25 protein-coding genes and 1 riboswitch are annotated in these 24,645 nt (G+C 67.8%); of the genes, 10 read left to right on the forward strand and 15 right to left on the reverse strand.

What is annotated here, in order from left to right:
- Positions 1-42 precede the first annotated feature (42 nt).
- From fliQ to fliF, 12 genes are all read right to left on the reverse strand, one after another.
- The gene (gene fliQ, locus AB3X98_RS27565) at positions 43-312 is read right to left on the reverse strand and encodes a flagellar biosynthesis protein FliQ (RefSeq protein ID WP_069264333.1); all 270 of its coding nucleotides are present in this window, start codon (positions 310-312) and stop codon (positions 43-45) included.
- A 10-nt stretch (positions 313-322) separates the two neighbouring features.
- Positions 323-1,066: a flagellar type III secretion system pore protein FliP gene (fliP, locus tag AB3X98_RS27570; RefSeq protein WP_324155045.1), complete on the reverse strand. Its 744-nt coding sequence runs from the start codon at positions 1,064-1,066 to the stop codon at positions 323-325.
- 102 nt (positions 1,067-1,168) lie between these two features.
- Positions 1,169-1,669 carry a flagellar biosynthetic protein FliO gene (gene fliO / locus AB3X98_RS27575; RefSeq protein WP_368610347.1) on the reverse strand — a complete coding sequence of 167 codons (501 nt, stop codon included), beginning with the start codon at positions 1,667-1,669 and terminating at the stop codon, positions 1,169-1,171.
- A 125-nt stretch (positions 1,670-1,794) separates the two neighbouring features.
- A complete protein-coding gene (gene fliN, locus AB3X98_RS27580) occupies positions 1,795-2,253 on the reverse strand; it encodes a flagellar motor switch protein FliN (protein ID WP_069264329.1) in 459 nt (152 codons plus the stop codon).
- Positions 2,246-3,244, reverse strand: coding sequence for a flagellar motor switch protein FliM (fliM, locus tag AB3X98_RS27585; protein ID WP_069264713.1), 999 nt, complete (start codon positions 3,242-3,244; stop codon positions 2,246-2,248). Before fliM ends, fliN begins: the two co-directional genes overlap by 8 nt.
- Before the next feature lie 46 nt (positions 3,245-3,290).
- Entirely contained in the window at positions 3,291-3,794 is a 504-nt protein-coding gene (fliL, locus tag AB3X98_RS27590) for a flagellar basal body-associated protein FliL (RefSeq protein ID WP_069264327.1), read from the reverse strand.
- Positions 3,795-4,026: 232 nt separating this feature from the next.
- Positions 4,027-5,601, reverse strand: a complete 1,575-nt coding sequence (locus AB3X98_RS27595) for a flagellar hook-length control protein FliK (RefSeq protein ID WP_368610345.1) — start codon at positions 5,599-5,601, stop codon at positions 4,027-4,029.
- A 21-nt stretch (positions 5,602-5,622) separates the two neighbouring features.
- Positions 5,623-6,075: a flagellar export protein FliJ gene (gene fliJ, locus AB3X98_RS27600; protein WP_069264319.1), complete on the reverse strand. Its 453-nt coding sequence runs from the start codon at positions 6,073-6,075 to the stop codon at positions 5,623-5,625.
- On the reverse strand, positions 6,072-7,775 hold the full coding sequence (fliI, locus tag AB3X98_RS27605) for a flagellar protein export ATPase FliI (RefSeq protein WP_069264317.1): 1,704 nt from the start codon (positions 7,773-7,775) through the stop codon (positions 6,072-6,074). The genes fliJ and fliI overlap by 4 nt, the downstream gene beginning before the upstream one ends.
- Positions 7,769-8,446, reverse strand: a complete 678-nt coding sequence (gene fliH / locus AB3X98_RS27610; RefSeq protein WP_069264316.1) for a flagellar assembly protein FliH — start codon at positions 8,444-8,446, stop codon at positions 7,769-7,771. Before fliH ends, fliI begins: the two co-directional genes overlap by 7 nt.
- A complete protein-coding gene (gene fliG, locus AB3X98_RS27615) occupies positions 8,439-9,434 on the reverse strand; it encodes a flagellar motor switch protein FliG (protein ID WP_069264314.1) in 996 nt (331 codons plus the stop codon). The genes fliH and fliG overlap by 8 nt, the downstream gene beginning before the upstream one ends.
- Positions 9,424-11,232, reverse strand: a complete 1,809-nt coding sequence (fliF, locus tag AB3X98_RS27620) for a flagellar basal-body MS-ring/collar protein FliF (protein ID WP_069264310.1) — start codon at positions 11,230-11,232, stop codon at positions 9,424-9,426. Before fliF ends, fliG begins: the two co-directional genes overlap by 11 nt.
- A 306-nt stretch (positions 11,233-11,538) precedes the next feature.
- Here fliF and fliE point away from each other — a divergent pair, with 306 nt between their 5' ends.
- From fliE to AB3X98_RS27645, 5 genes are all read left to right on the forward strand, one after another.
- Positions 11,539-11,874, forward strand: coding sequence for a flagellar hook-basal body complex protein FliE (gene fliE, locus AB3X98_RS27625; RefSeq protein WP_069264308.1), 336 nt, complete (start codon positions 11,539-11,541; stop codon positions 11,872-11,874).
- 144 nt (positions 11,875-12,018) lie between these two features.
- Positions 12,019-12,465: a flagellar export chaperone FliS gene (gene fliS, locus AB3X98_RS27630; protein ID WP_069264306.1), complete on the forward strand. Its 447-nt coding sequence runs from the start codon at positions 12,019-12,021 to the stop codon at positions 12,463-12,465.
- Positions 12,462-12,794: a flagellar protein FliT gene (locus AB3X98_RS27635; RefSeq protein WP_069264304.1), complete on the forward strand. Its 333-nt coding sequence runs from the start codon at positions 12,462-12,464 to the stop codon at positions 12,792-12,794. Before fliS ends, AB3X98_RS27635 begins: the two co-directional genes overlap by 4 nt.
- Before the next feature lie 84 nt (positions 12,795-12,878).
- The gene (locus tag AB3X98_RS27640) at positions 12,879-14,420 is read left to right on the forward strand and encodes a flagellar hook-length control protein FliK (protein WP_368606141.1); all 1,542 of its coding nucleotides are present in this window, start codon (positions 12,879-12,881) and stop codon (positions 14,418-14,420) included.
- Positions 14,420-14,824, forward strand: a complete 405-nt coding sequence (locus tag AB3X98_RS27645) for an EscU/YscU/HrcU family type III secretion system export apparatus switch protein (RefSeq protein ID WP_368606140.1) — start codon at positions 14,420-14,422, stop codon at positions 14,822-14,824. Before AB3X98_RS27640 ends, AB3X98_RS27645 begins: the two co-directional genes overlap by 1 nt.
- Here the strand turns inward: AB3X98_RS27645 and AB3X98_RS27650 are convergent.
- Positions 14,802-16,253, reverse strand: coding sequence for a coniferyl aldehyde dehydrogenase (locus tag AB3X98_RS27650; RefSeq protein ID WP_368606139.1), 1,452 nt, complete (start codon positions 16,251-16,253; stop codon positions 14,802-14,804). The genes AB3X98_RS27645 and AB3X98_RS27650 overlap by 23 nt on opposite strands.
- A gap of 79 nt (positions 16,254-16,332) precedes the next feature.
- Positions 16,333-18,054: an isovaleryl-CoA dehydrogenase gene (locus AB3X98_RS27655; RefSeq protein WP_368606138.1), complete on the reverse strand. Its 1,722-nt coding sequence runs from the start codon at positions 18,052-18,054 to the stop codon at positions 16,333-16,335.
- Positions 18,055-18,430: 376 nt separating this feature from the next.
- Between AB3X98_RS27655 and AB3X98_RS27660 the strand changes: the two genes are divergently transcribed.
- Positions 18,431-20,059, forward strand: coding sequence for a GMC family oxidoreductase (locus AB3X98_RS27660; protein ID WP_368606137.1), 1,629 nt, complete (start codon positions 18,431-18,433; stop codon positions 20,057-20,059).
- Between the two features lie 26 nt (positions 20,060-20,085).
- Here the strand turns inward: AB3X98_RS27660 and AB3X98_RS27665 are convergent, their stop codons facing one another.
- A complete protein-coding gene (locus tag AB3X98_RS27665) occupies positions 20,086-21,033 on the reverse strand; it encodes a LysR substrate-binding domain-containing protein (RefSeq protein WP_368606136.1) in 948 nt (315 codons plus the stop codon).
- Positions 21,034-21,247: 214 nt separating this feature from the next.
- On the opposite strand from AB3X98_RS27665, the gene AB3X98_RS27670 reads away from it, so the two are divergent.
- The 4 genes from AB3X98_RS27670 to AB3X98_RS27685 all read left to right on the forward strand — a co-directional run bounded on the left by AB3X98_RS27670 (position 21,248) and on the right by AB3X98_RS27685 (position 24,597).
- The gene (locus AB3X98_RS27670) at positions 21,248-21,676 is read left to right on the forward strand and encodes a CidA/LrgA family protein (protein ID WP_035512721.1); all 429 of its coding nucleotides are present in this window, start codon (positions 21,248-21,250) and stop codon (positions 21,674-21,676) included.
- A gap of 38 nt (positions 21,677-21,714) precedes the next feature.
- Positions 21,715-22,437 carry an LrgB family protein gene (locus AB3X98_RS27675; RefSeq protein WP_368606135.1) on the forward strand — a complete coding sequence of 241 codons (723 nt, stop codon included), beginning with the start codon at positions 21,715-21,717 and terminating at the stop codon, positions 22,435-22,437.
- Between the two features lie 84 nt (positions 22,438-22,521).
- Positions 22,522-22,629, forward strand: a riboswitch (S-adenosyl-L-homocysteine riboswitch).
- 33 nt (positions 22,630-22,662) lie between these two features.
- Positions 22,663-24,081, forward strand: a complete 1,419-nt coding sequence (gene ahcY / locus AB3X98_RS27680) for an adenosylhomocysteinase (RefSeq protein WP_069264292.1) — start codon at positions 22,663-22,665, stop codon at positions 24,079-24,081.
- A 162-nt stretch (positions 24,082-24,243) separates the two neighbouring features.
- Entirely contained in the window at positions 24,244-24,597 is a 354-nt protein-coding gene (locus tag AB3X98_RS27685; protein WP_028203399.1) for a phage holin family protein, read from the forward strand.
- Positions 24,598-24,645 lie beyond the last annotated feature (48 nt).

The following is a 24,645-nucleotide window of genomic DNA, read 5'->3' on the forward strand; positions in this document are numbered from 1 at the left end:
AAGACGAGCGCCGAAAGCGCAGAGGGGCGGCCGGGGCTGCGCTTAGCCCGCGAGCTGCGGAATGCTCGTGAAGATGCGGTGCATGTAGTCGAGCATCGTCGTGAGCATCCACGGGCCGGCGATCACGAGCGTGACCGCGATGGCGACCAGCTTCGGGATGAATGCGAGCGTGGATTCGTTGATCTGCGTGGCCGCCTGGAAAAGGCTCACCACCAGGCCCACCACGAGCGCGACGAGCAGGAGCGGCGCAGCAAGCAGGAGCGCCACATACATCGCCTCGTGAGAGAGCGTCATGACCATTTCGGGCGTCATGTCTGTGTCCTCAGGTAAAGCTCTGCGCGAGCGAGCCGATCAGCAGTTGCCAGCCGTCCACCAGCACGAACAGCATCAGTTTGAACGGCAGCGAAATCGTCGCGGGCGACACCATCATCATACCCATCGACATCAGCACGCTCGCCACCACCAGGTCGATGATGAGAAACGGGATGAAGATCGTGAAGCCGATCTGGAAGCCCGTCTTCAGCTCGCTCGTGACGAACGAGGGCACGAGCAGCGTGAGCGGCACGTCCTCGGGTCCCTGCATGGGCGCCGCGTGCGAGATGCGCGCGAAGAGCGCAAGATCGGACTCGCGGGTCTGGCGCAGCATGAAGGTCTTGAAGGGCGCGACACCCCGCGTCACGGCGTCGTCCATCGAAATCGTGCCGGCCGAGAACGGCTTGTAGCCGTCGTTGTAGGCCTTGTCGAGCACCGGCGACATCACGAACAGCGTGAGAAAGAGCGCCAGGCCCACGAGCACCTGGTTGGGCGGCGTGGTCGTCGTGCCGAGCGCCTGGCGCAGCAGCGAGAGCACGATGATGATGCGCGTGAAGCTCGTCATCATCAGCACCATCGCCGGCAGGAACGACAGCATCGTGAGCAGCAGCATCGTCTGCACGCTCAGCGAGTACGTCGTTCCGCCGTTGGGGCCGGGGCTCGTGTTGAAGGCGGGGAGGCCTTGCGGGCCGCCCGCGCTCTGCGCGTGCGCCAGGTGCGGCAGCGCGAGGGCGAAGGCGCCCGCGCCGAGCATCAGCGCGAACGGAAGCGCCGTTCTGGCGATCTTCGCGAGGGTAGCCGCGCGCGCGCGGACATCGCCGCCTGCGCCCGGCGCATGAAGGGAACTGCCGTGCATTTACTGCGCTCCGCCGTCGTGACGCATGAAACGCGCGTTGATGCGTTTGTTCGCCTCGCTTTTCAGCGCGTCACGAAAGCGCTGTGCGAAGGTGCCCGAGAGGGCGGGGGCGTTGGGGGCAGCCGCGGCGACGCCTGCGGGAAGCTCGCCCGCGGGCAGCGTGTGGAGCAGGCGCACGTTGCCGGGCGCGGCGCCCAGCACGAGCCAGGTGTCGCCGATCTCGACGACGGCCACGCGCTCCTTGCCGCCGAGCGATGCGCCGCCCACGGTCTTCACGAGCGCGTTCTTCGGGCCGCCCTGGAGGCCGAGACGCCGCGCGAGCCAGGCGCAGCCGAATACCACGGCAATCACGAGCGCCAGACCCAGCACCGTCTGCACCACCGCGCCGAACCCGAGCGCGGGGACCGCGCTGCCGGCGATCACGGCGGAGGCGCCCGAAGCAGTCGATGCCGCGCGCGTGGCTTCGTTGAGCGCCTGAAGGTCGGCGGCTCGCGCGCTCATGACCGCGAAGACGGCGGCGCCGGCGAGCGAGAGGTGTACAGCGAGGCGCCACGAGAATCGCAGCACGCGCGCGCCGCGGGACTTCTGCGTGCGTCGCGCGTTGGCGCCGGGAACAGCCTGGGGTTTCATCGGTTCAGCTTCCGGATCCGCTCGGACGGCGTGATGATGTCGGTGAGACGAATGCCGAACTTGTCGTTCACGACCACCACTTCGCCCTGGGCGATGAGGCAGCCGTTCACGAGCACGTCCATCGGCTCGCCGGCCATGCCGTCGAGTTCCACGACCGAGCCCTGCGCGAGTTGCAGCAGGTTGCGGATGGCGATCTTGGTGCGGCCCAGCTCCACGGTCATCTGGACGGGAATGTCCAGAATCATGTCGATGTCGTTGGCCGTCCTGGTCGAATCGACCTTCGAAAGCGGCTGGAACACGGCCGCCGGTTGCGCGGCGGGCGCTTCGTTGCTGTTCTGCTCGGCAAGCGCGCTCGCCCAGTCGTCCATCGAGTCGCTGCCCGCTTCCGGCGCCGCAGCCTCGAAACCCGGGTCGAGCACCGGCTCGTCTGCGCTCGTGCCGTTGATGTCACTCATATCCACCTTCCTTCATCGTGTCGGCTGCGCTGATCATCTTCTGGACCCGCAACGCGTATTGACCATTGAAAATTCCGTAGCCGCACTCCATCACGGGCACGCCGTCCACCTTGGCGGTGATGTGCTCTGCGATGTTCATGGGCAGCACGTCGCCCTTCTTCATGTTCAGGATCTGCTCGAACGTCACGGGCACCTGCGCGAGGTCGGCCGTGAGCTCGACTTCGGCGGCCTGCACCTGCTTCGAGAGCACGCGCACCCAGCGGCGATCCACGTCGAGCACTTCGCCTTGCAGCGGCGAGGCGAGCACGTCGCGGATCGGCTCGATCATCGAGTAGGGCATGCAGATGTGCAGCGTGCCGCCCGTCGGCCCGAATTCGATCGAGAACTGCGTGACGATCACGATCTCGTTGGGCGTGGCAACGTTTGCGAACTGCGTATGCATTTCAGAACGCACGTATTCGAACTGAAGCGGCCGCACGCTTTTCCACGCGGTCGTGTAGTGGTCGAACACGAGATTGAGCAGCTTGCCGATGATGCGCTGTTCGGTCTGCGTGAAGTCGCGGCCTTCCACTCGCGTGTGAAAACGGCCGTCGCCGCCGAACAGGTTGTCCACGACGAAGAACACGAGGTTCGGGTCGAACACGAACAGCGACGTGCCGCGCAGCGGCTTCACGTGCACGAGGTTCAGGTTCGTCGGGATCGGCAGGTTGCGGGTGAACTCGCTGTACTTCTGCACGCGCACCGGACCGACCGAGATTTCGGCAGTGCGGCGCATGAAATTGAAGATGCCGACGCGCAACAGGCGCGCAAAGCGCTCGTTGATGATTTCGAGGCCGGGCATCCGGCCGCGAACGATACGTTCCTGCGTCGCGATGTTGTAGGGCCGTACGCCCTGCTTCTCCGAGCCGCTCGAATCGGAATCGACTTCGCCGGTGACGCCTTTGAGGAGGGCATCGACCTCCTCCTGGGACATGAACTCGTCGTGACCCATCGTCATGATGACTGGCCCTCCATCGCGGGAATCATGTCAGTCACGCTCACTGGACGACGAATTCGGTGAACAGCACGTCGTCGACGTGCATCGGCTTCTCGTTCGCGCCGGCAGGCTGCGAGATCAGCACGGCGAGTTCCGTGGCGAGCGCACGCTTGCCGTCGAGCGGTGCGAGGTCGGACGGATGCTTGTTCGAGAGCGCGAGCAACAGGCGGCTGCGGATCTCGGGCATGCGCGCGACGAGCGCGTCCTGGGTGGCCTGGTTGTCGAGCTTGAGCGTGAGGCCGATGCGCAGGTAGTGCGACTCGCCGTCGTCGGCCTGCAGATTGACGGTCATCGGCTCGAGCGCGTAGTACACGGGCATTGCCGGCGGCGCGGCGGTCGGCGTGACCGGTGCGCTCGCCGTGTGGCGCGACATGAAGAACCACGTCGCGCCGCCCGCCGCGGCGGCGGCGAGGATCGCAATGAGCGCGATGACGATAATGCGCTTCATCGGTCCGGGTTTCGCGCCCTGGGGCGCGGCTTGCTGGGATGCGGTGGTGGTCGCCATGTCGAAAGTCAGCCTGGATGCTTGCAAGGGTCCGGGGCACCGACCTGGTGGTCAGTCCGGGCATGCTGCATTGTTCCGGCTTTTGCCTTTCAGCGATGGGAGGAATAGACGGGGGAATTCCGGCTATCTCGTGGTTTTGTTGCGCGCCGCGGCAAGCCGGGCGCGCAAGGACGAGAGGTCAGGGCGCGCAGCCGCTGGGCGCGGCTGCGTAAGGCAGGATGTCAGGAAGGTGTCAGGCGAAGGTGTCGATCAGGCCGACGGAGCGCTGCGTGACGCTCGCGGCGCTGCTCGTATCGTCCACGGCATCCGTTGCGGCGAGCGTGCTGCCCGAGCCGGAACCGGAACGGCCGGAGCGGCCCGAACCGCTGCCGTCCTGCTGCGCCTGCTGGTTCATCTGGCGCGAGAAGCCGTCGCTCACGCTCGCGCTGCCAAGGCCGATGCCGTTTTGCTCCATGGCCTCGCGCAGCTTCGGCAGGGCCGCCTCGACGGCCTCGCGCACCTGCTGGTGCTGCGAGACGAAGAGGGCGTGCGCGTGGGTGTCCGAGACCTGCAGCACGACCTGGAGCGGTCCGAGATCCTTCGGATTGAGCGTGAGTTCCGCCGACTGCTGGTGTGCGTTCGAGAGGAACACGACCTTCTGGCTGAGCGCGTCTTCCCAGTCGTTCGTGCCGACCTGCGGCGCGATCGACGCGGAGGCGGCCGCCGCCGCCGGATTCGCGCTTGCGCTGGCCGCCTGGGCGGCCTGAGCCTGCGCGGCCGTCGCGGCGGCGACCGCTGCGGCCTGGGTCGCGGCGAGCGCGTCGGTCGTCGCGGTGCTCGCCGTGGCGTCGGTCTGCGTGGCGGCGCCTGCCTGCTGCTGTGCCGCTGCCGTGAGCGCGTCGGTGGCGGCCTTCGCGGCGTCGGTCGCGGCCGTCGTGGCGCCCTTGGCCGCGTCGGCGCTCGCGCCGCTGCTTGCGGCCGTGCTGAACGCCTTGCTCTGGGCGGTCGCGCTCAAATGCGAGGCGAAGCTGCTGACGATGTTCGAACCCGAGCCCGTGCTGGCCGTGGTTGCGCCATTCGCAGCCGATCCGGCCGTGCTCACCGCATGCGTGGCGAGCGTAGCCGCGCCGCCGCGCAGCTGCGCGAGCGCGGCTTGCAGGGCGTCGTGCACCGACGTCGAGGCGCTGCTCGCGGCGCTGCCCGTGGCCGTGCCGTCGCCTGCCGCGCCGGCAACTGCTGTGGCTGCCGTGGCGGCCGCTGCTGCCGCCGCGGAGGCGACGCCGGCGAGCGTGCTGTCGCTGCTCGCCTGGCTGCCGTCGGCGTTCGCGTCGGTGCTCGTGTTGTCCTGGGTCTGCTGGCCCTGCTGCGCTTGCTGCGCTTGCTGCGTTTGCTGCGCCTGCTGGGCTTGAGCCGCGGCGGCCTGCGCGCCTGCGTCAGTGGCCTGCTTTTGCTGGGCGCGCGCGGCGGCGGCGCGGCGATCGGCGCTCGAGGTGCCCTGCGAGGCCTGGCTCGAGCTCGAGCTGGACGTCTGCGATGCACCGCTGTTGCTGTTGGTGCTGCTTTGCGAGGCGCTGCTGCTCGACGTGTTCGAATTGGACTGCGCCGACGCATTCGACTGCGCGCTTTGCGCCGCCTGGGCGTTCTGGTTCGCCTGCGCGCTTTGCGCGTTCATCTGCTGCTGCAGCGTCTGCGCGAAACCCTGGCTGGCGGCATCGGCCTGGCTGATGGCGTTCGCTGCCGTGTTCGACACGGCGTTCGAGGTGGAATTGCCCGTCACGGCGTCCGTGGCGGCGCCGAACAGTGAAGAAAGGGAAGAGAGGAGCGACATACTGGCGGCCTCGAAAACGTGTTACGGATGTTGCGACGTTCGCATGCGCAGCACGCGGGCGGCGTGCTCGTCGGCGTCGCGCTGTTCGCGGCGGGCGTCCTTGCGGGCCTGCACATCGTCATGGCGGGTTTGCAGCACCTCGTACGAGCCGAGCTTCTGCTTGCTGCGCTGCCACTCGGGCTTGGCGGCCTCCACGCGCGCGGTGGCCTGCTCGAGCAGGCGCCGCTGCTGTTCGATCGCCGCGTCGAGCGTGTCGATGAACGCCTGGAAGTTGCGCACGTTGCCTGCAGCCATACCGCTGCGCGCCGATTCGGTGAAACGCGTGTGGTACTCGTCACGGTAGGTGATGAGCGCCTGGAGCTGCTTTTCGACCTCGACGCGCTCGCGCTGCACGCGCCCGAGCTTCTGCGTGGCGGCGTCGACGTCGTCTTGCGCGAGGCCGATCAAGGTTTGCAGCGCGGTTTGTTTCGTCATGTCCTGGCTCCAATCAGCTGGCCGAGCATCTCGACGCTCTGATCATAGTTCGCGGTTTCGCGAAAACCCTGCTGAAGAAAGGCCTCGATGCGCGGATACAGCGCGATCGCGCGGTCGAGCACGGCGTCGCGCCCGCTCACGTACGCACCCACGTTGATGAGGTCGCGGTTGCGCTGGTAGCGCGAAAGCATCTGTTTGAGCGCGCGCGTCTGGTTCAGATGCTGGTCGTCGATCAGCGCGGTCATCGCGCGGCTGATCGAGGCCTCGATGTCGATGGCGGGATAATGCCCCGCTTCGGCGAGCGCGCGGGAAAGCACGATATGGCCGTCGAGAATCGCGCGCGCCGAGTCGGCGATCGGGTCCTGCTGATCGTCGCCTTCGGTGAGCACGGTGTAGAACGCCGTGATCGAGCCGCCGCCCTCGGGGCCGTTGCCGGTGCGCTCGACGAGCGCCGGCAGCTTGGCGAACACCGAAGGCGGATAGCCCTTGGTCGCGGGCGGCTCGCCGATGGCGAGCGCGATCTCGCGCTGGGCCATCGCGTAACGCGTGAGCGAGTCCATGAGCAGCAGCACGTGCTTGCCCTGGTCGCGAAAATATTCGGCCAGCGACGTCGTGTACGCGGCGGCCTGCAAGCGCAGGAGCGGCGAAACGTCGGCCGGCGCGGCCACGACGACCGAGCGCGCAAGGCCATCCTCGCCCAGGATCTGCTCGATGAATTCCTTCACTTCGCGGCCCCGCTCGCCAATCAGGCCGATCACGATGACTTCCGCGCTGGTTGCGCGCGCCATCGTGCCGAGCAGCACCGATTTACCGACGCCCGAGCCCGCGAAGAGGCCCATGCGCTGGCCGCGCCCGACCGTTAGCAGCGAGTTGATCGCGCGCACGCCCACGTCGAGCACCTTGTGGATCGGCTCGCGGTTCAGCGGATTGATGACGGGCGAGGTGAGCGGCGCGTCGGCCTCGGTGTTCAAGGGGCCCAGGCCGTCGAGCGGGCGGCCCGAGGCATCGACCACGCGGCCGAGCATGCCCCAGCCCACCGGCAGGCGTTTCGCACCGGCCTTCGGGTCGGCGATCGGCGCGGTTTCCAGCGGCCAGACGCGCGCGCCGGGCAACAGGCCCGCGACTTCGGTCGTCGGCATCAGAAAGAGCTTGTCGCCGCCGAAGCCGACCACTTCCGCTTCGGCCATCGGCAGCGAGCTGCCCGGCGGCAGCTCGATCATCACCTCGGCGCCCACGGAGAGGCGCAACCCCACGGCTTCGAGCACGAGGCCCGCCGCGCGCGTGAGGCGCCCGCAGCCGCGCAGCGGCAGGGCGAGCGCATTGCGCTCGCGCACGCCGCGCAGTTGCGCGTTCCACGAGGTCAGGAACGGGTTGGCCGGGTCGTAGTTCGCCGGCGGTACGTAGGGTGCGCTCGGGGTTTCGGCCGCCACGACCGGCGCGCCGTGATCCGTCATGCCTGGCGGCGCATCGGCGGCGTCCGCGGCGAGCGCGGCGTCGATCGCATCGATGGCGCCTTGCTCGCGTGCCTCGCGTTTGGCCGGAATGCCCGGAATGTCGAGGTCGCCCACGAGCAACGCGCCAAGCTGTGCCGGGTCGCTCGCGAGCGGGCCGAACGAGGCGAGCGCGAGTTCCTGCTCGAGCGGCGTGAGACCGCCCGTGTGGATGGTCTGATGGCTCGGCGGTTGCGGGTGGTTCACCATGGCCGTGCCTTGCCGAGCGCGGCCGTGACGCGCTCCCAGCGCGTGCGGATGCTGGCGTCGGTTTCGCCCGTCGCGGCCTGCGCGCGGCAGCCGCCGCGCTCGATGGTCGGGTCGGTGCGCACGCTCCAGCCGCGCGTCTGAAGGTCGTCCAGCAGATAAGCCTCGACGATCGGCAGATCGGCGGGGCTCACCACGAGCTGCGGGGAACCGGCGAGCTGCGGCTCGGCCACGAGCACTTCGCGCGCGACCGCGACGAGCGCCGTCGGGTCGTGCTGGACGTGCTGGCGCACGACCTGCTGCGCGATGTCGAGCGCGAGTTCCACGAGCGTCTCGGCCACGCCGGCCTGCGCCGTTTCGAGCGCGTCGCTAAAACGGCTGGCGAGCGCCGCGAGCTGTGCAGCTTGTGCGCGCGCCTCGGCCTGGCCCTGCTCGAAGCCCTGCTGGCGGCCCTGTTCGTGCCCGGCCTGATAACCGAGCGCCTGGCCCGCCACGTGGCCGGAGCGCAACCCTTCCTGGTGGGCCGCGTCGCGCAGCGCATGGAGCTGGGCCTCGAACGCCGCGGTTTCGTCGGGCGTGGGCGGCGGCGGCGGGGGAGGCGGCGGGTCGAACGAGGCCATCTCCCAGCGCTGGTACGCCGAGCGATGGCTGTTCGCGGAGCTCGTGTCAGACATAAGCGTCTTCTGCCTTGCCGCCTAGAACGATCTGGCCGCTCTCGGCGAGGTTGCGCACGATCTGCAGGATGCGGCGCTGCTGTGCCTCGACTTCCGACACGCGCACCGGACCGCGCGCGTCGAGGTCTTCGGCGAGCAGTTCGGCCGCACGCTGCGACATGTTCGAGAGGAACTTGGTGCGCAGCGCGGGCGGCGCACCCTTGAGCGAAATGATGAGCGACTCCGACTCGACTTCCTTGAGCAGCAGCTGGATCGCGCGGTCCTCGAGGTCGAGCAGGTTCTCGAACACGAACATCTGATCGATGATCTTCTGTGCGAGTTCCGCGTCGTACTGGCGGACGTTCTCGATCACCCCTTCTTCGTGCTGGCTCGTCATGAAGTTGAGGATTTCGGCCGCCGTGCGGATGCCGCCCATCGGGCTGCGCTTGAGGTTGTCGCTGCCCGAGAGGAGGTTCGTGAGCACGTCGTCGAGTTCGCGCAGCGCCTGCGGCTGGATGCCGTCGAGCGTCGCGATACGCAGCAGCACGTCGTTGCGCAGGCGCTCGGTGAAGCACGAAGCGATTTCCGATGCCTGGTCGCGGTCGAGGTGCACGAGGATCGTCGCGATGATCTGCGGGTGCTCGTTCTTGATGAGTTCGGCCACCGACCCCGAGTCCATCCACTTGAGGCCTTCGATGCCGCTCGTGTCGCCGCCTTGCAGAATGCGGTCGATGATCGCGCCGGCCTTGTCCTCGCCCAGCGCCTTGTTGAGCACGTTGCGGATGTAGTCGTTCGAGTCGAGCGAGAAGGCGGTGTGCTGCTCGGCTTCCTTGACGAATTCCTGCAGCACGACTTCGATCTCTTCGCGCTTGACGTTCCTGAGCGCCGCCATGGCGGCGCCGATTTTCTGCACTTCGCGCGGACCGAGGAACTTGAAGACCTCGGAGGCCTCTTGCTCGCCGATCGACATGAGCAGCAGCGCGCTCTTGGTTGCGCCTTCAGCGTTCATCGTTCACCCAGCTTTTCACGACGGTTGCGACGATCTTCGGATCCTGGCGCGCGATGTTGCGCGCGTATTCCAGGTTGCGTTCGAACTTGTTCTTCTCGTTTTCGAAGGCGAGCAGGGCGGCTTCGCTTTCCGCGCTGTCTTCGCCTTCCGCGCCGGTGCCGCCGATGCGCACCGCTTCGGGGAGACCGTCGAGCATCAGCGGCTCGCCGTCGCCCATGCCGGGCAGCGCGGGCGCAACCGGCTCGGGCGGCGGGAACGCGCGGCGCAGCGCCGGCTTCACCATCACGAAATAGAGGAAGAGAGCCACCGCGCCAATGCCGAGCCACGTCGCAATCTGCTTCGCAAGGGCGAGGATGTCCGGTTGACGCCACCACGGCAGGTTCGCGTTCGGGTCCACTTCGGTCTGGAACGCGGCGTTCACCACGTTCACCGAGTCGCCGCGCTTGGCGTCGTAGCCCATGGCGTCCTTCACGAGCTGCTCGACCTGCGCGAGCTTCTGCGCGTCGAGCGGCTGCATGGTGGCGTGGCCCTTGGCGTCCATCTTCGGCTGATAGTTCACGATCACGGCGACCGACAGGCGCTTCACGTCGCCCGGCGCTTGTTGATAGTGGCGCACGGTCTTGTCGAGCTCGTAGTTCGTGGTGGTGTCGCGATGATCGGAGACCGGCACCGGAGCCGACGCGCCGTTGGCACCCGCCGGCGCGCTGATGGGCGCCGAAGCCGGCTGCGGCGGCTGGTTCGTGAGCGCGCCGGGCACGCCGCCCGCGCCGCTTTGCTGCATTTCCGTCGAAATGTTCTGCTGCTGGCTGCGGATGGCGGCGGCCTGCGGATTGGCGTTCGGACCGTAGGCCTCGGAGGTCTGCTCGAGCTTCGAGAAGTCGAGGTCGGCGCTCACCTGCGAGCGTGCGTTGCCGGCGCCGAACAGGGGCGCGAGGATCGCATCGATGCGCGCCTGGGTGTCGTGCTCGACCTGGCGCACGTACTTGAGCTGCGAGGCATCGAGGCCTACGCCCGTGGCGCTCTGCGTGAGCAGGTTGCCGTCCTGGTCGACCACCGTCACGTTGCGCACCGGCAGGTCCGGCACGGCCGAAGCCACCATGTGCGTGATCGCGGCGACCTGGCCGTCGTCGAGGATGCGGCCCGGATACAGGTTCACGAGCACCGAGGCGGAGGGCGCTTCGCGCTCGCGCACGAACACCGAGGGCTTCGGAATGGCCAGATGCACGCGCGCCGACTTCACGCTCGCGATCGACTGAATCGTTTGTTCGAGCTCGCCTTCGAGCGCGCGCTGGTAGTTCACCTGCTCGGCGAACTGGCTGATGCCGAACTTCTGGTTGTCCATCAGCTCGAAGCCGACCGAACCGTTCTTCGGCAGGCCCTGGGAGGCGAGGCGCAGGCGCATTTCGTTGACCTGCTCGGCGGGCACGAGGATGGCGCCGCCGGCGTCCGAGAACTTGTAGGGAACGTTTGCGGCCTGGAGCGCAGTAATGATGGCGCCGCCGTCGCGGTCCGACAGGTTGCTGTACAGCACCTTGTAGTCGGGCGCGCGCGACCACAGCACGAGACCCGCGACCACGGCCACGAGCACCGCCACGGCAAAAATGAGCGGCGCGCGCGGGTTGCCGCGCACGTTGCGCAGCGACGAGAGCGAGCCGAGGCGTTGCGCGAAGCCGCCGCCGAGGTCATCCGCGCCGCCCAGGCCTGCGCCCGCGCCAGCGCCGGGCGCGGCGCCCGCGCCAGAGGTGGCGAGGCCCATGCGGGCGTCGGGGTTGATCAAAGAATTGGCAGTCGAATCCATGCGACGGGTATCTCCGGAGGCTTCCAGGTCTCGCCTTGCATGGCGGAGACTTTCACGAGACGCATTATCCGGGGCCACTGGCAAGCCGATTGCGCGAATAGAGCCGGGTTTTCCCCCTAGTTTCGGGGCTGCCGAAACGGACCCGCTGCTATGCTCTCCTCCAGATTCGGCATCTGTCGGCGCGCCGTCTCGGCCGGGCCCGCAGGATCGCTGTGCAATCGCTGAAGATTGCGGCGCAATCGCTGAAACTCCGGCATTGGGGCTCGTCCCCGGAATACCCTGCCGTCCTCTTTTCGTGGAGCAAACATGACCGTGCCAGTATCCCCGCTCACGTCCGCCTTGGCGCAAATGCAGTCGATGGCGACCCAGGCGGCCGGCGGCCCCACCGCAGCCGACGAAAAATCGGGCGCGGCCACGGCCGGCGGGTTCGCGGCGGCGCTCAAGTCGTCGCTCGACCAGATCAGCGACGCCCAGCAGAAGGCTGTTGGCGAGTCGCAGGCGTTCGAACTGGGCGCGAACAACGTGTCGCTCAACGACGTGATGGTCGACATGCAGAAAGCCAACATCGGCTTCCAGTTCGGCTTGCAGGTGCGCAACAAGCTCGTGGCCGCCTACACCGACATCATGCAGATTCAGGTGTGACGGTGCCCGAAGCCTTTGCCCGCGCAACGCGCTAAAGCTTCTCCCCCTACGTTCCGATAACCCGGCTAGAAGAGTCCGTCGCTCGTGCTTGCACAGCGCGTCGGACGACCGCATTCAAGCCAAACGTATCAAGGAGAAGCGCCGATGTTTTCCCCTGCCCAGTCTGGAGCTAACGCCTATGCACGCGTGGGCGTCGAAACGGGGGTCATGGGTGCGAGCCCGCACAAGCTGATCGTTCTCCTGTACCAGGGAGCGCGCCAGGCCATTGCGCAGGCACGTATGCATTTGCAGGCCGGCAACGTCGGGCCGCGTTGCGAGGCGATCGCCAAGGCGATCCGGATTATCGAGAGCGGACTTCAGCTCGCGTTGAACGTCGAGGCGGGCGGCGAGATCGCTCAACGCCTGAATGCGCTGTACAGCTATATGACGAAGCGCCTGCTGGAAGCCAATATTAAACAGAGCGAGACCATGCTGGTCGAGGTCGATCGACTGCTGGCTACGCTCGAAGAAGCCTGGTTGGGGATAGCGCCGGAAGTGGCGAGGATGGCCGAACAGGCATCCGCGTCAGCGTCCGGCTCATTGATGAGATGAGTTCAAAAGCAGACTACTTCGCCCGCTACGAAGCGATAGCGGCCGTGTCGGAGCAGATGCTCCATGCGGCGCGCGATGCGCACTGGAACGATCTGATCGGCTTGCAGGAGGAGTACCGGATCCTCGTCGATGCCTTGAAGGACGCCGAAGCCGCGGTGCGGCTCACGGTTACCGAACGGGCTCGCAAGTACGAGCTGATCCGCCAGATCCTCGCCGACGACGCCGCCATTCGCGATCTCGCAAGCCCTTGCATGGCACGGCTTTCGGCGCTCTTTTACGGCACCGTGCAGCCCGCGCGGGTCTTGCAGGAAATCTACGGCGCCCGCTAGCGCGGCGCGTGGCGCCTCGCGAGGCAACGGCGCGCAACGCCCCATGAACCGGCAGGTCAGCGCCGTGCGCAGATCCGGAACACCATGAACGGAATCGACACCGGAGCCGCCGCGCTCCTCGCGAGCCGCATTGCGGCGCTCACGCCGGTCGGGCCGCAGAGCGCCTCCGGCGCGGCGCAGACGGGCGTCTCCGCGCTCGCAACGGGCACTGCCGCACTCGCCGACACCGCGACCAACACCAGCAGTACGCAGGACTCGACCGAGACCGTCCTTTCGGCGGTTGCGCTGGCGCTCGACGCCATCATCCGCTCGGGCGGCGAAGCGACGCCCGCCGTAGTGGGCCGCGCGCCGCTCTGGGCCAGCCCCGCTGCCGACGCGGCGCCCGGCGGCGCGGCCACGTTGCCGCTGCCGGGTCTCGCCGGCGAGCAGGCGCAGGCGGCACAAGCGGCGCTGCTCGCGGACGTGGCGCTCGCGGCCCAGGGTCTGGCCGGCGAGGCGCTGGCCGCGGCGGCCGACGCCGGGACCGATGCTTCCGCGCAGACGGCGTCCTCGCAAAACCCGCAGGCCGGACAAACCACCCAAACCGCTCAAACCGCGCAAACCGCCGCCGCCGCACAGGCCGGCCCGGTCGCCGCGCTCGCGGCGTCGCTCGCGCAGACGGTCAGCTCGAGCGGACTCTTCTACGAAGCCCACCTCGCGCAATGGTTGCGCGGCCAGCTCTCGCCCGCCGACCTTGCCGACGAGCCGCAAAACCGTCTGCTCGGCGCGCACTCGCAACTGCCGCTCGACTGGAGCCCGGCCGACGACGAGATCGACGACGTGCAATGGACCGAGACGTTCGCCGACGCGCCGGGCGCCGTGCGCGGCGAAACGGGCAATGCCCAGAACGCGGCAAACGCGCTCAATGCCGCACTGGCACGGGCCTTTCCCGGGCTGGCCGATCTGCACGGCGACGCGGCCGCGAACCAGGCCCAGGCGCGCGCGACGCTCGCCGACACCCTGTTGCCCGCGATGCATGAGGCCGCCGCGCAGGGCGCCGGGCCGACGGTCCATCCGGCCGTGATTCCGCTCGTGCGCCAGCAGCTCGATCTGCTCGCCACTGGTGAGTTTCGCTGGAACGGCGAGGCCTGGCCGGGCGTGCGGGTGGACTGGAGCATCCAGCAAGACGACTACGATGCCCGCGACCCGCACTCGGGTGCAGGCGGTGTGGATGCCGACGACATCCCATGGCGCACGCGGCTCACGCTTGCGCTGCCGAAGCTCGGCACGGTCGACGCGGAACTGACGCTCACAGGCTCGACGCTCGCCGTGCGCGTGCAGGCGAATGCGGGCGGCGCCGCGCGCCTGACCGCAGAAAGCGAATCGCTGCGCGGGCGGCTCGAAGCGCTCGGGCTCACGCTCGCGGGGCTCTCGATCCGCGAGATCGGCAGCGGCGCGGCGGCAAGTCCCGCCGAGGCGGCCAGGGCCGCGAGCGCTGCGAGCGCCTACGCCGCACAAACCACTTCCGCCGCATCCACCACGCAGACCGCGCAGGCTGGCGCCGCGGCGGAGGCGTCCGCCGCGCGACCGGGCGCCGACGCGACCGATCAGCGGAGCCACCGCCTCCACCACGACTGGGAGTTGTGATGAGCCGCACGCACCGCAAGAGCGCCGCCGCGCTCGCCTACGACGCCCCCGACGGCGACGGCGCGCCACGCGTGGTCGCGAAGGGCTACGGCCTCGTCGCGGAGATGATCGTGCAACGCGCGAAGGAAGCGGGCCTCTACGTGCACGAAGCGCCGGAGATGGTCTCGCTGCTCATGCGCGTGGACCTCGACGCCAAGATCCCGCCGCAGCTCTATCAGGCGGTGGCCGAACTGCTGGCGTGGCTGCACCGCCTCGAAGCGGATAACGACGCGAAGGTCAAAGCCGCCGCGCAAACGCAAGCCGCCGGAGCGACCGCCGGCGGCGCCCCACGCGATATCAGCGACATCCGCCGGATCGCCGGCACCCGCCCCGCGCTGCCCTTCAACCCCTCAACATCAACTTGATCAGCCAGGCGACGCGCTTGCCGTAGGGCGGCGCGATGAGCCCGCGCGCATTCAGCCGCGCCTGGGTGAAGACCGGCTTCATCTTCGAGAACGTGACGAAGCCCTCGTAGCCGTGATACGCGCCCATGCCGCTCGGGCCGACGCCGCCGAACGGCAGCCCCTCGGCGGCGATATGCATGAGCGTCTCGTTCACCGACATCCCGCCCGCCACCGTTTCGTGCGTCACGCGCTCGACCGTGCGCGGGTCGTCGGCATAGAGATAGAGCGAGAGCGGGCGAGGGCGCGCATTCACGTAGCGCAACGCTTCGTCGAGCGTGTCGTAGGGCACGAGCGGCAAGAGCGGCCCGAAGATTTCCTCCTGCATGAGCGCCGTCTGCGCGCCGGCGTTCGTCACGATGACGGGCGCGAAGCGCCGCGTGGCCGCGTCGTGCGTGCCGAGCGCGTGCAGTTGCGCGCCGCACGCCTGAGCTTCGTCGGCGAGGCGTTGCAGGCGCTCGAAGTGGCGCGCCGAGATGATCGACGTGTAGTCGCGGTTGTTCGCGAAGTCCGGATAGAGCTGCGCGAAGCGCGTGCGCGCGCGAGCGATGAACGCCGCCTCCTGGCCGCGCGGCAGCAGCACGTAGTCGGGCGCGATGCAGGTTTGCCCCGCGTTCAGCGTCTTGCCGAGCAGCAGGCTGTCCACGGCGTAGTTCAGGCGCGCGTCTTCACCGATGATCACGGGCGACTTGCCGCCCAGTTCGAGCGTGACCGGCGTGAGGTTCGCGGCAGCCGCGCGCATGACCTCGTGCCCCACGCGCGTCGAGCCGGTGAATAGCAAATGGTCGAACGGCAGCGCGCTGAAGGCGGCGCCCACCGACGCGTCGCCGTTTACGACCGCCACGTGGTCGCGCGCGAAGGTCTTGCCGATCAGCTCCGCGAACAGCGCGGACGTGCGCGGCGTCAGCTCCGACATCTTGATCATGGCGCGGTTGCCCGCCGCGAGCGCGCACACGAGCGGGCTCGCGGCCAGCTGCAGCGGATAGTTCCACGGCACCACGATCCCCGCCACGCCAAGCGGCTGCGGCACCAGCTTCGCGCGTCCGGGCAGCAGCCATTTACCGACCGGTCTGCGGCGCGGCTTCATCCAGCGCGCGCCGTGCCTGAGCGCCGCGTCGATCTCCTGCTTGAGGACGACGAATTCCGCGAGCGCGACCTCCGCCTTCGAACGCTGGCCGAAGTCGGCGTTCATCGCCTCGGCGAGCGCGTCGCGGTTCGAGAACAGCACGTCGCGCAGCGCCCTGAGATGGCGCGCGCGTGCGTCCCACGACGGGAACGGGTCGCGCAGGAAGGCTTCGCGCTGCGCGGCGAGCAGCGTGTCGAGCGCGGCGCGCGGGTCGTCGGGGGCGTCGTGTGCGTTGATCGCGAAGTCTTCGGGCAGGTCCTGCTTCATGGTCGGTCCTCTTGGGTTCGCCCACGCTTTGGCGCGGACGAACGGAAAAATCGGTTCGTATTATCTGAGGCGCTGAGGGTCACACCGGGCGCGACGGAAACGCCCGCTCGATGATCGCGGCGTGATCGAAGCGCGCGGGCAGCGTGCCGAATACGCGGTCGCAGTCGGCGTCGTGCTCGTCGAGGCGCGTGGCGATGAACGCTTCGGCGATCTCCGGCGGACCGTCGCGCAGCAGCATGGCCTGCGCGATCAGCACGATCTGCTGTGCGATGCGCCGCGCGCTCGCCTCGCGCGTGCCCGGCGCGCCATTGAGCAGCACCGAGAGGCGGTCGAGCGCGGCGTTCAGGACCGGGTGAGTCTGCGCGTCGCGCCGCCACGCGAGAAAGAGCACCTGGGCGGCGTCGGCCTCGCGCTCCAGCGCGCGCAGCACGTCGAGGCACATCACGTTGCCCGAGCCTTCCCAGATCGAATTGACGGGCGCTTCGCGATAGAAGCGCGCCATCGGCCCTTCCTCGACGTAACCGTTGCCGCCCCAGACTTCCATGGCCTCGCCCGTGAACGCGAGCGCGCGCTTGCAGACCCAGAACTTCGCCGCCGGCGTGACGATGCGCCGCCAGGCGCGTGCTTCGAGCAACGTGTCGTCGGTATCGCCGGGTTTCGCTTCGGCGCTGTCTTCGAAGGCGCGCGCAAGCCGCATGAAGAGCGCCGTCGCCGCTTCCGATTCGAGCGCGAGATCGGCGAGCACGTTTTGCATGAGCGGCTGCTCGGCGAGCACGCGGCCGAACGCGCTGCGGTGGCGCGCGTGGTGGATCGCCTGCACGAGCGCCGCGCGCATGAGCGCCGCGCTGCCGATCACGCAGTCGAGCCGCGTGTAGTTCGCCATCTCGATGATGGTCGGCACGCCGCGGCCTTCGTCGCCGATCATCACGCCGTACGCATCGCAGAACTCCACTTCGCTGCTCGCGTTCGAGCGGTTGCCGAGCTTGTTCTTCAGGCGCTGCACATCGACCGCGTTTTTCGTGCCGTCCGGCCGGTAGCGCGGCACGAAGAAGCAGGAAAGTCCGTCGTGCTCCGTGGTGCGCGCGAGCACGAGATGCGCGTCGCACTGCGGCGCCGAGAAAAACCACTTGTGGCCGGTGAGCAGATACGCCGCGCCGCGGCCGGCTTCGATGCCCGCGGGGCGCGCCTCGGTGCGGTTGCTGCGCACGTCCGAGCCGCCTTGCTTCTCCGTCATGCCCATGCCGATCATCATCGAACGCTTCTGCGCGAGCGGCAGGTCGCGCGCGTCGTGCTCGCGCGTGTAGAGCGGCGCGCGCAGCGTTTCGAACAGCGCCGGTTCGCGCTGCAGCACGGCGATGCTCGCGAACGTCATGGTCAGCGGGCACAACGACCCCGATTCGAGCTGCGCGTGCAGGAAGTAGCCTGCGCAGCGCGCGGCCATCGCGCCAGGCTGCGGGTCCGAATAGGGCAGCGCGTGCAATCCCTGCTCGCGCAGCAGCGTGAGCAGCTCGTGCCAGGCGGGGTGGAATTCGATCGCGTCGATACGCTCGCCGCGCGGGCTATGCGTGTGCAGTTCGGGCTCATGGCGATTGGCGAGATCCGCGAGCGCGAGCGTTTGCGCCTTGCCGAGCGTCTCGCCATGGCGCGCTAGCGTTTCGCGGTGCCAGTTCGCGCCAGCGCGCGCGAGGGCCTCGCCGAGTGCTGCGTCGGTGGTGAAGAGGTTGTAGTCGGCGAGCGGCGGCGCCTGGTTCGTCACTTCGTGGGTCGTGTCGGGGCGATGCGTGACTTCCGTCGGGTTCATCTGCCTGTCTCCGATGCAAGGCTGCTGCGTGCGGCGTGCTTCACGCGCGGCCGTTCGTGTTGTATTCGCTCTCGTGACGGGGAGGCGTGCGCAGCGGCCGCTCCATGGGAAGCGTCCGTGAGGTGTGTGATTCTTGTGCGCTCCAGCCCTCCCTTTGCCGCTTGCTGGAATCTCGCGGGTTTCAGCTCTGGCGGCTGAACCGCCTTCCATCATAGGCGTCGATCCGCTGTCAGGTTTAGAGGAGATGCTCTGACATAAAAGCTGACCTCCGAATCAGACGCTTCCTACAATGCGCCATTGAAGCCGAAAACGAACGAGCGTGCAATTAGCGCGCCGGGCCTCGCAAGAGGCAGGCATGGGGCAGGAGACGGAGACGATGCAATACGACTACATCATCGTAGGCGGCGGCTCGGGTGGCGCGTCGCTGGCGGGCCGGCTGGCCGACCGTTGCCCGCAGGCGAGCATCGCGCTCGTCGAAGCCGGGCCGCATACGGCGCGCAACCCGTTCGTCAACATGCCGCTCGGCGTCGCCGCGCTCGTCCCGTTTCGCACTAAAAACAACTACGCCTATGAAACCGTGCCGCAGCCGGGACTCGCCGGACGGCGCGGTTACCAGCCACGCGGCCGCGGCTTCGGCGGGTCGAGCACCATCAACGCGATGATCTACACGCGCGGCCATCCGCTCGATTACGACGAATGGGCGCAGCTCGGCTGCACGGGCTGGGCGTGGCGCGACGTGCTGCCGTACTTTCTGCGCGCCGAGGACAACGAGCGCGGCGCGAGCGCCTGGCACGGCGCGGGCGGCCCGCTGTGCGTGGCCGACCTGCGCGAGCGCAATCCGGTGGCCGCGCGCTTCGTCGAGGCCGCGCGCGAGGCGGGCTTTCGTATGAACGACGACTTCAACGGCGAGGAACAGGAGGGCGTCGGCTTCTATCAGGTGACGCAGCGCGGCGGCGAACGCTGCACGGTGGCGCGCGCGTATCTGTATGGGCGCGAGCGGCCGAACCTGCATCTGATCGCCGATGCGACGGTCCTGCGCGTGCGCTTCGACGGCGCGCGCGCGAGCGGCGTGGAGCTTGCGCGCGGCGGTGCAATCGAGACCCTGCGGGCGCGTGCCGAGGTGATCCTCGCGGCGGGCGCGTTCAACTCGCCGCAGTTGCTGATGTGCTCGGGCATCGGCCCCGCCGACGAACTGCGCGCGCTCGGCATTGCGGTGCGCCACGACGCGCCCGAGGTCGGCCGCAACCTGATCGACCATATCGATTTCACCTTCAACAAGCGCGTGCGTTCGAGCGACACCGTGGGCTACTCGCTGCGCGGCGCGGCGCGCATGACGGCGGGCTTCGTGCGCTATCTGCAGGGGCGGCGCGGCATGCTCACGACCAACGTGGCGGAGGCGGGCGGCTTTCTGAAGAGCCGCCCGGAACTCGACCGGCCCGACCTGCAGCTGCACTTCTGCACGGCACTCGTCGACGATCACAGCCGCCGCCTGCATTGGGGCCACGGCTATTCGCTGCACGTGTGCGTGCTGCGCCCGGCGAGCCGCGGCACGGTCACGCTCGCGAGCGCCGACGCGCGCGTGGCGCCCACGATCGACCCGCGCTTTCTCTGCGATCCGCGCGACCTCGACGCGCTCGTGCAGGGCGCACGGCTCGCGCGGCGCATACTCGACGCGCCCGCGCTCGCGCAGCTGGGCGGCCGCGAACTCTACACGCATGGCGAGCAGAGCGACGCGCACTTGCGCGAGACGATCGCCCGCCATGCCGACACGATCTATCACCCCGTCGCGACCTGCCGCATGGGCGGCGACGCGCGTTCCGTCGTCGATCCGCAGTTGCGCGTGCGCGGCGTGACGGGGCTGCGCATCGCCGATGCCTCGGTCATGCCGACACTCATCGGCGGCAACACGAATGCGCCTTGCGTGATGATCGGCGAGCGGGCGGCCGACTTCATCGCACAAACGAGATGCGAGCGCGATACGGCGCTTCAGCACGTCGACGCCTGAGGGTTCGCCTTCGCTCGTCGCAGGCTTCAGCCAGGCTTGCCCGGCTGCTTTTCCATCCCCGGCGGATGGACGAAGTCGTCGAGAAACGTGAAGGGCTTGCCATACTCCGAGCGCGCGACGTCGAGCCACGCGCGCGCCGCGTGCGAGAGATAGCCGCTGCGTTTCCAGCCGATCGCCATGTCCCAGGTGATCTGCGGCTCGCTCACGGGCAGGCAGGTGAAGCGCTCGGCGTCGAGCCGGCGCACGTACGGCGCGGGCAGCAGCGCAATGCCCACGCCCGCGAGCACGAGTGCGGCCATCAGGTCCCAGTGGCCGCTGCGTCCCACCACCTGCGGCACGAAGCCGGCCGTGCGGCACGCGTTCAGCACGACGTCGTTGAGCGCGAGGCTTTCGCCGTAGAACACGAACGGCTCGCCGGCCAGCTCCGCGAGCGGCACGGCGAGCTTGTTGTCCCAGCGCGAGCCGCGCCGCGCGACGAGCCACAGCACCTCGTGCGAGATCGGCAGGACGTCGATCAGTGCGGGATCGACGGGCAGCAGCACGCCGCCCAGTTCCAGCTCGCCTGAGATCAGCGCGGCTTCGATGGCACGCGACCCCTGCTCGAAAAGCTTCAGCTCGATCTTCGGATAGCGCTGGCGAAACGTGGCGATGGCGGGCGTGAAGAGCGAGCCGCCCATCGGCGGGATGCCGATGGTGAGTTCGCCGCGCCCGAGGGTGCCGAGATCGGCGAGTTCGGCCTGGAGCTGCGCCTGCGCGGCGAGCACGTTTTGGCCGCGCTGGTAGACGATGCGCCCGGCGTCGGTGAGCACCATCTGGCGCGCGTCGCGCAGCAGGAGCTGGGTGCCGGTCTCGTCTTCGAGCGCCTTCACCATCTTGCTGATGGTCGGCTGGGTGACATGCAGTTTTTCGGCCGCGGCGGTGAAGCTCTGTTGCCGCACCACCTCGATGAAATAGCGAAGCGCGCGCAGTTCCACGATCGGGACTCCATAAATGTGCAGGAAGCACGCTCAGCCGGGTGCAGAGTTGGTGCATTCCAATATGGAATGTAGCAGATGATCTTAAGTCATTATGTTTATGCTGCGCTGCACCCTATACTGACTTCCATTCCAGTGTCACTTAGGGTTTGCCATGACTACCTCCAACGCGACCGCGAAAGTCTCCGAAAACGCCGAGCGTAAAGCGGGCGGCATGGCGAGCTTCGGGCGCCGTATCGGCCGCATTACCGTGCAATCGGCGCTGCTCGCAGGCGTCTGGTACGCCGCCGACGCCCTCACGCGCTTCACGCACCTGCCGGTGCCGGGTGGCGTGGTGGGCCTCGTGCTGCTGCTCGCACTGCTCTTTTGCGGCGGCGTCACGCCGCGCTGGGTCAAGGCGGGCGCCGACTGGCTGCTTTCCGACATGCTGCTGTTCTTCATTCCGGCTGCCGTCGCAGCCGTGAAGTATGGCGGCCTCTTTCGCGCCGATGGCTGGCGACTCGCGCTCGTCGTGGTCGGCGGCACGCTGATGGTGATGGTGGCCGTGGCGTTTGCGGTCGAACAGGCCGCGAAGCTCGAGCGGCGCCTCGCGCTGCGCCGCGTGCGCGATTCGCGGCACTCGCGCCATCTGGCGCGGGCTTGAGGCTGCAACGTCCTGAATAGAGTGAGGATGATTCCGTCATGAACACGTTTTATTCGTCCCTGTTCGCCGACGACGCGGCGCGGCTCATCGCCGCCGGCTGCTTCATCCTCACCGTTGCGCTCTATTTCGCCTCGAAGGCGCTCTATGCGCGCTTTCGCTCGCCCTGGCTCACGCCACTCGTTGCGGTGCCCGCCGTGCTCGGCGTGTTCGTGCTGGTGCTCCATATTCCGTACCCCGTGTACTTCCAGGACACGCGCTGGCTCATGTGGCTGCTCGGGCCGGCCACCGTGGCCTTCGCGGTGCCGATCTACGAGTACCGCGACCTGCTCAAACGCCACTGGATCTCGCTCACCGTGGGCGTGACGGTCGGCATCGTCGTGGCAGTGGGCGGCTCGCTCGCGCTGGCCAAGCTCCTGCACCTGTCGCCCGATCTGCAGCGCAGCCTGATGACGCGCTCTATCTCCACGCCGTTCGCGCTCGCGGTGTCGGACAAGATCCACGCGCCGCGTGACCTCACCGCGCTCTTTGTGATCGCCACGGGCGTGTGCGGCATGCTGTTCGGCGAACTGGTGCTGGGCCTCGTGCCGCTGCGCACGCGCCTCGCGCGCGGCGCGCTCTTCGGCGCGGCGGCGCACGGCGTGGGCACGGCGAAGGCGCGCGAGCTGGGCAGCGAAGAAGGCGTGGTGGCGAGCCTCACGATGATGATCGCGGGCGTGGTGATGGTGCTGCTCGCGCCGGCGCTCAGTTTCTTGCCGGTTTAAAGTCCTGCGGGCGCGTTCGCGCCCGCTTTTATCGGCAATGCGCACGCGCGCGGACGCCATCCCGATTTGCTACAATCTCGGCTCGCTTTCGAGGAGCGTTGCGACGGGTTTTCTGTAACCCGCCAGGCTCGAAAGTGCTTCAATCCGGTTGAATCCACTGAATCAACCGCACTGAAACGGCGCTCACGTCTTTAATTTCTAGTCACTTTTAGAAAGGAGGGCGTGATGAACGCCGCAGTTCCGCAAGATCAAGCCAAAGATTTCATCGTCGCCGATATGTCGCTTGCCGCCTGGGGCCGCAAGGAACTCAATATCGCCGAGACCGAAATGCCGGGCCTCGTGCAAACCCGCGAAGAGTACAAGGCGCAGCAGCCGCTCAAGGGCGCGCGCATCGCCGGTTCGCTGCACATGACGATCCAGACGGGCGTGCTGATCGAGACGCTCACCGCGCTCGGCGCCGATGTCCGCTGGGCCTCGTGCAACATCTTCTCGACGCAGGACCATGCCGCCGCCGCGATCGCGCAGGGCGGCGTGCCGGTGTTCGCGTTCAAGGGCGAATCGCTCGACGAGTACTGGGAGTTCTCGCACCGCATCTTCGAATGGCCGAACGGCGAGTTCGCCAACATGATCCTCGACGACGGCGGCGACGCCACGCTGCTGCTGATCCTCGGCTCGAAGGCTGAAAAGGACCGCTCGGTCATCGCCAAGCCGACGAACGAAGAGGAAGTCGCGCTCTACAAGTCGATCGCCGCGCACCTCGACGTCGATCCGCAGTGGTACTCGAAGCGCCTTTCGCACATCCAGGGCGTGACCGAAGAAACCACGACCGGCGTGCACCGCCTGTACCAGATGGAGAAGGAAGGCCGTCTGCCGTTCCCGGCCATCAACGTCAACGACTCGGTCACGAAGTCGAAGTTCGACAACCTGTACGGCTGCCGCGAGTCGCTCGTGGACGGCATCAAGCGCGCGACCGACGTGATGATCGCGGGCAAGATCGCGGTCGTGGCCGGTTACGGCGACGTGGGCAAGGGCTGCGCGCAGTCGCTGCGCGGTCTCGGCGCCACGGTGTGGGTCACGGAAATCGATCCGATCTGCGCGCTGCAGGCGGCGATGGAAGGCTACCGCGTCGTGACGATGGAATACGCCGCCGACAAGGCCGACATCTTCGTGACGGCCACGGGCAACTACCACGTGCTGAACCACGATCACCTGAAGGCGATGCGCCACAACGCGATCGTCTGCAACATCGGCCACTTCGACTCGGAAATCGACGTTGCGTCGACGCGCCAGTACCAGTGGGAAAACATCAAGCCGCAGGTCGACCACATCATTTTCCCGGACGGCAAGCGCGTGATCCTGCTGGCCGAAGGCCGCCTCGTGAACCTCGGTTGCGCCACGGGCCACCCGTCGTTCGTGATGTCGAACTCGTTCACGAACCAGACGCTCGCGCAGATCGAACTGTTCACGCAGGGCAAGAAGTACGAGAACAAGGTGTACGTGCTGCCGAAGCACCTGGACGAAAAGGTTGCACGCCTGCACCTCGCGCGCATCGGCGCGAACCTGACCGTGCTGTCGGACGACCAGGCTTCGTACATCGGCGTCGACAAGAACGGTCCGTTCAAGCCGAACCACTATCGCTATTAAGCCGATACAACGCGATACAAAGCGGGTCGCTGTTTTAAGCCCGCTTTAAGCGGTCAGGCGGATGCTGACCCCAATCCCTGCGCGCGCAACGCGTGGGGACTGCGGGCGGCATCCGCCGCCGGCACCTGGCGATACAAAAGCAACGACGCAAAAGGAGTCCTTATGACCGTGCTGCTGACCTGGCTGATCAACGCGCTCGCGCTCCTGATCATCACCTGGCTCGTTCCGTCGATCCATATTCGCAGTTTCGGCACCGCGCTCATCGTCGCGATCGTGCTCGGCCTCATCAACGCCGTGCTGCGCCCGCTGCTGATCGTGCTCACGCTGCCCGTGACCATCCTCACGCTCGGCCTCTTCATCCTCGTGGTGAACGCGCTGTGCTTCTGGCTGGCGGCGTCGCTCCTCAAGGGCTTCGAGGTGTCGGGCTTCTGGTCGGCATTTTTCGGCTCGATCCTGTACAGCATCGTGTCGTGGCTGCTGTCGGCGCTGATTTTCGGCAACCGCAGCCTCGGCTGACGCGGGCCGGGCCGCCCACGTTCGCGGCCCGGCCTCACTGGCCTCATC

This window comes from Paraburkholderia sp. BR14312 (assembly GCF_040948675.1).
Taxonomy (GTDB): domain Bacteria; phylum Pseudomonadota; class Gammaproteobacteria; order Burkholderiales; family Burkholderiaceae; genus Paraburkholderia; species Paraburkholderia nodosa_A.

Coding starts and splice junctions, on each gene's coding strand:
- fliQ (WP_069264333.1), bottom strand. CDS start 312: ATGACGCCCGAAATGGTCATGACGCTCTCTCACGAGGCGATGTATGTG.
- fliP (WP_324155045.1), bottom strand. CDS start 1,066: ATGCTCGGCGCGGGCGCCTTCGCCCTCGCGCTGCCGCACCTGGCGCAC.
- fliO (WP_368610347.1), bottom strand. CDS start 1,669: ATGAGCGCGCGAGCCGCCGACCTTCAGGCGCTCAACGAAGCCACGCGC.
- fliN (WP_069264329.1), bottom strand. CDS start 2,253: ATGAGTGACATCAACGGCACGAGCGCAGACGAGCCGGTGCTCGACCCG.
- fliM (WP_069264713.1), bottom strand. CDS start 3,244: ATGGGTCACGACGAGTTCATGTCCCAGGAGGAGGTCGATGCCCTCCTC.
- fliL (WP_069264327.1), bottom strand. CDS start 3,794: ATGGCGACCACCACCGCATCCCAGCAAGCCGCGCCCCAGGGCGCGAAA.
- AB3X98_RS27595 (WP_368610345.1), bottom strand. CDS start 5,601: ATGTCGCTCCTCTCTTCCCTTTCTTCACTGTTCGGCGCCGCCACGGAC.
- fliJ (WP_069264319.1), bottom strand. CDS start 6,075: ATGACGAAACAAACCGCGCTGCAAACCTTGATCGGCCTCGCGCAAGAC.
- fliI (WP_069264317.1), bottom strand. CDS start 7,775: ATGGTGAACCACCCGCAACCGCCGAGCCATCAGACCATCCACACGGGC.
- fliH (WP_069264316.1), bottom strand. CDS start 8,446: ATGTCTGACACGAGCTCCGCGAACAGCCATCGCTCGGCGTACCAGCGC.
- fliG (WP_069264314.1), bottom strand. CDS start 9,434: ATGAACGCTGAAGGCGCAACCAAGAGCGCGCTGCTGCTCATGTCGATC.
- fliF (WP_069264310.1), bottom strand. CDS start 11,232: ATGGATTCGACTGCCAATTCTTTGATCAACCCCGACGCCCGCATGGGC.
- fliE (WP_069264308.1), top strand. CDS start 11,539: ATGACCGTGCCAGTATCCCCGCTCACGTCCGCCTTGGCGCAAATGCAG.
- fliS (WP_069264306.1), top strand. CDS start 12,019: ATGTTTTCCCCTGCCCAGTCTGGAGCTAACGCCTATGCACGCGTGGGC.
- AB3X98_RS27635 (WP_069264304.1), top strand. CDS start 12,462: ATGAGTTCAAAAGCAGACTACTTCGCCCGCTACGAAGCGATAGCGGCC.
- AB3X98_RS27640 (WP_368606141.1), top strand. CDS start 12,879: ATGAACGGAATCGACACCGGAGCCGCCGCGCTCCTCGCGAGCCGCATT.
- AB3X98_RS27645 (WP_368606140.1), top strand. CDS start 14,420: ATGAGCCGCACGCACCGCAAGAGCGCCGCCGCGCTCGCCTACGACGCC.
- AB3X98_RS27650 (WP_368606139.1), bottom strand. CDS start 16,253: ATGAAGCAGGACCTGCCCGAAGACTTCGCGATCAACGCACACGACGCC.
- AB3X98_RS27655 (WP_368606138.1), bottom strand. CDS start 18,054: ATGAACCCGACGGAAGTCACGCATCGCCCCGACACGACCCACGAAGTG.
- AB3X98_RS27660 (WP_368606137.1), top strand. CDS start 18,431: ATGCAATACGACTACATCATCGTAGGCGGCGGCTCGGGTGGCGCGTCG.
- AB3X98_RS27670 (WP_035512721.1), top strand. CDS start 21,248: ATGGCGAGCTTCGGGCGCCGTATCGGCCGCATTACCGTGCAATCGGCG.
- AB3X98_RS27675 (WP_368606135.1), top strand. CDS start 21,715: ATGAACACGTTTTATTCGTCCCTGTTCGCCGACGACGCGGCGCGGCTC.
- ahcY (WP_069264292.1), top strand. CDS start 22,663: ATGAACGCCGCAGTTCCGCAAGATCAAGCCAAAGATTTCATCGTCGCC.
- AB3X98_RS27685 (WP_028203399.1), top strand. CDS start 24,244: ATGACCGTGCTGCTGACCTGGCTGATCAACGCGCTCGCGCTCCTGATC.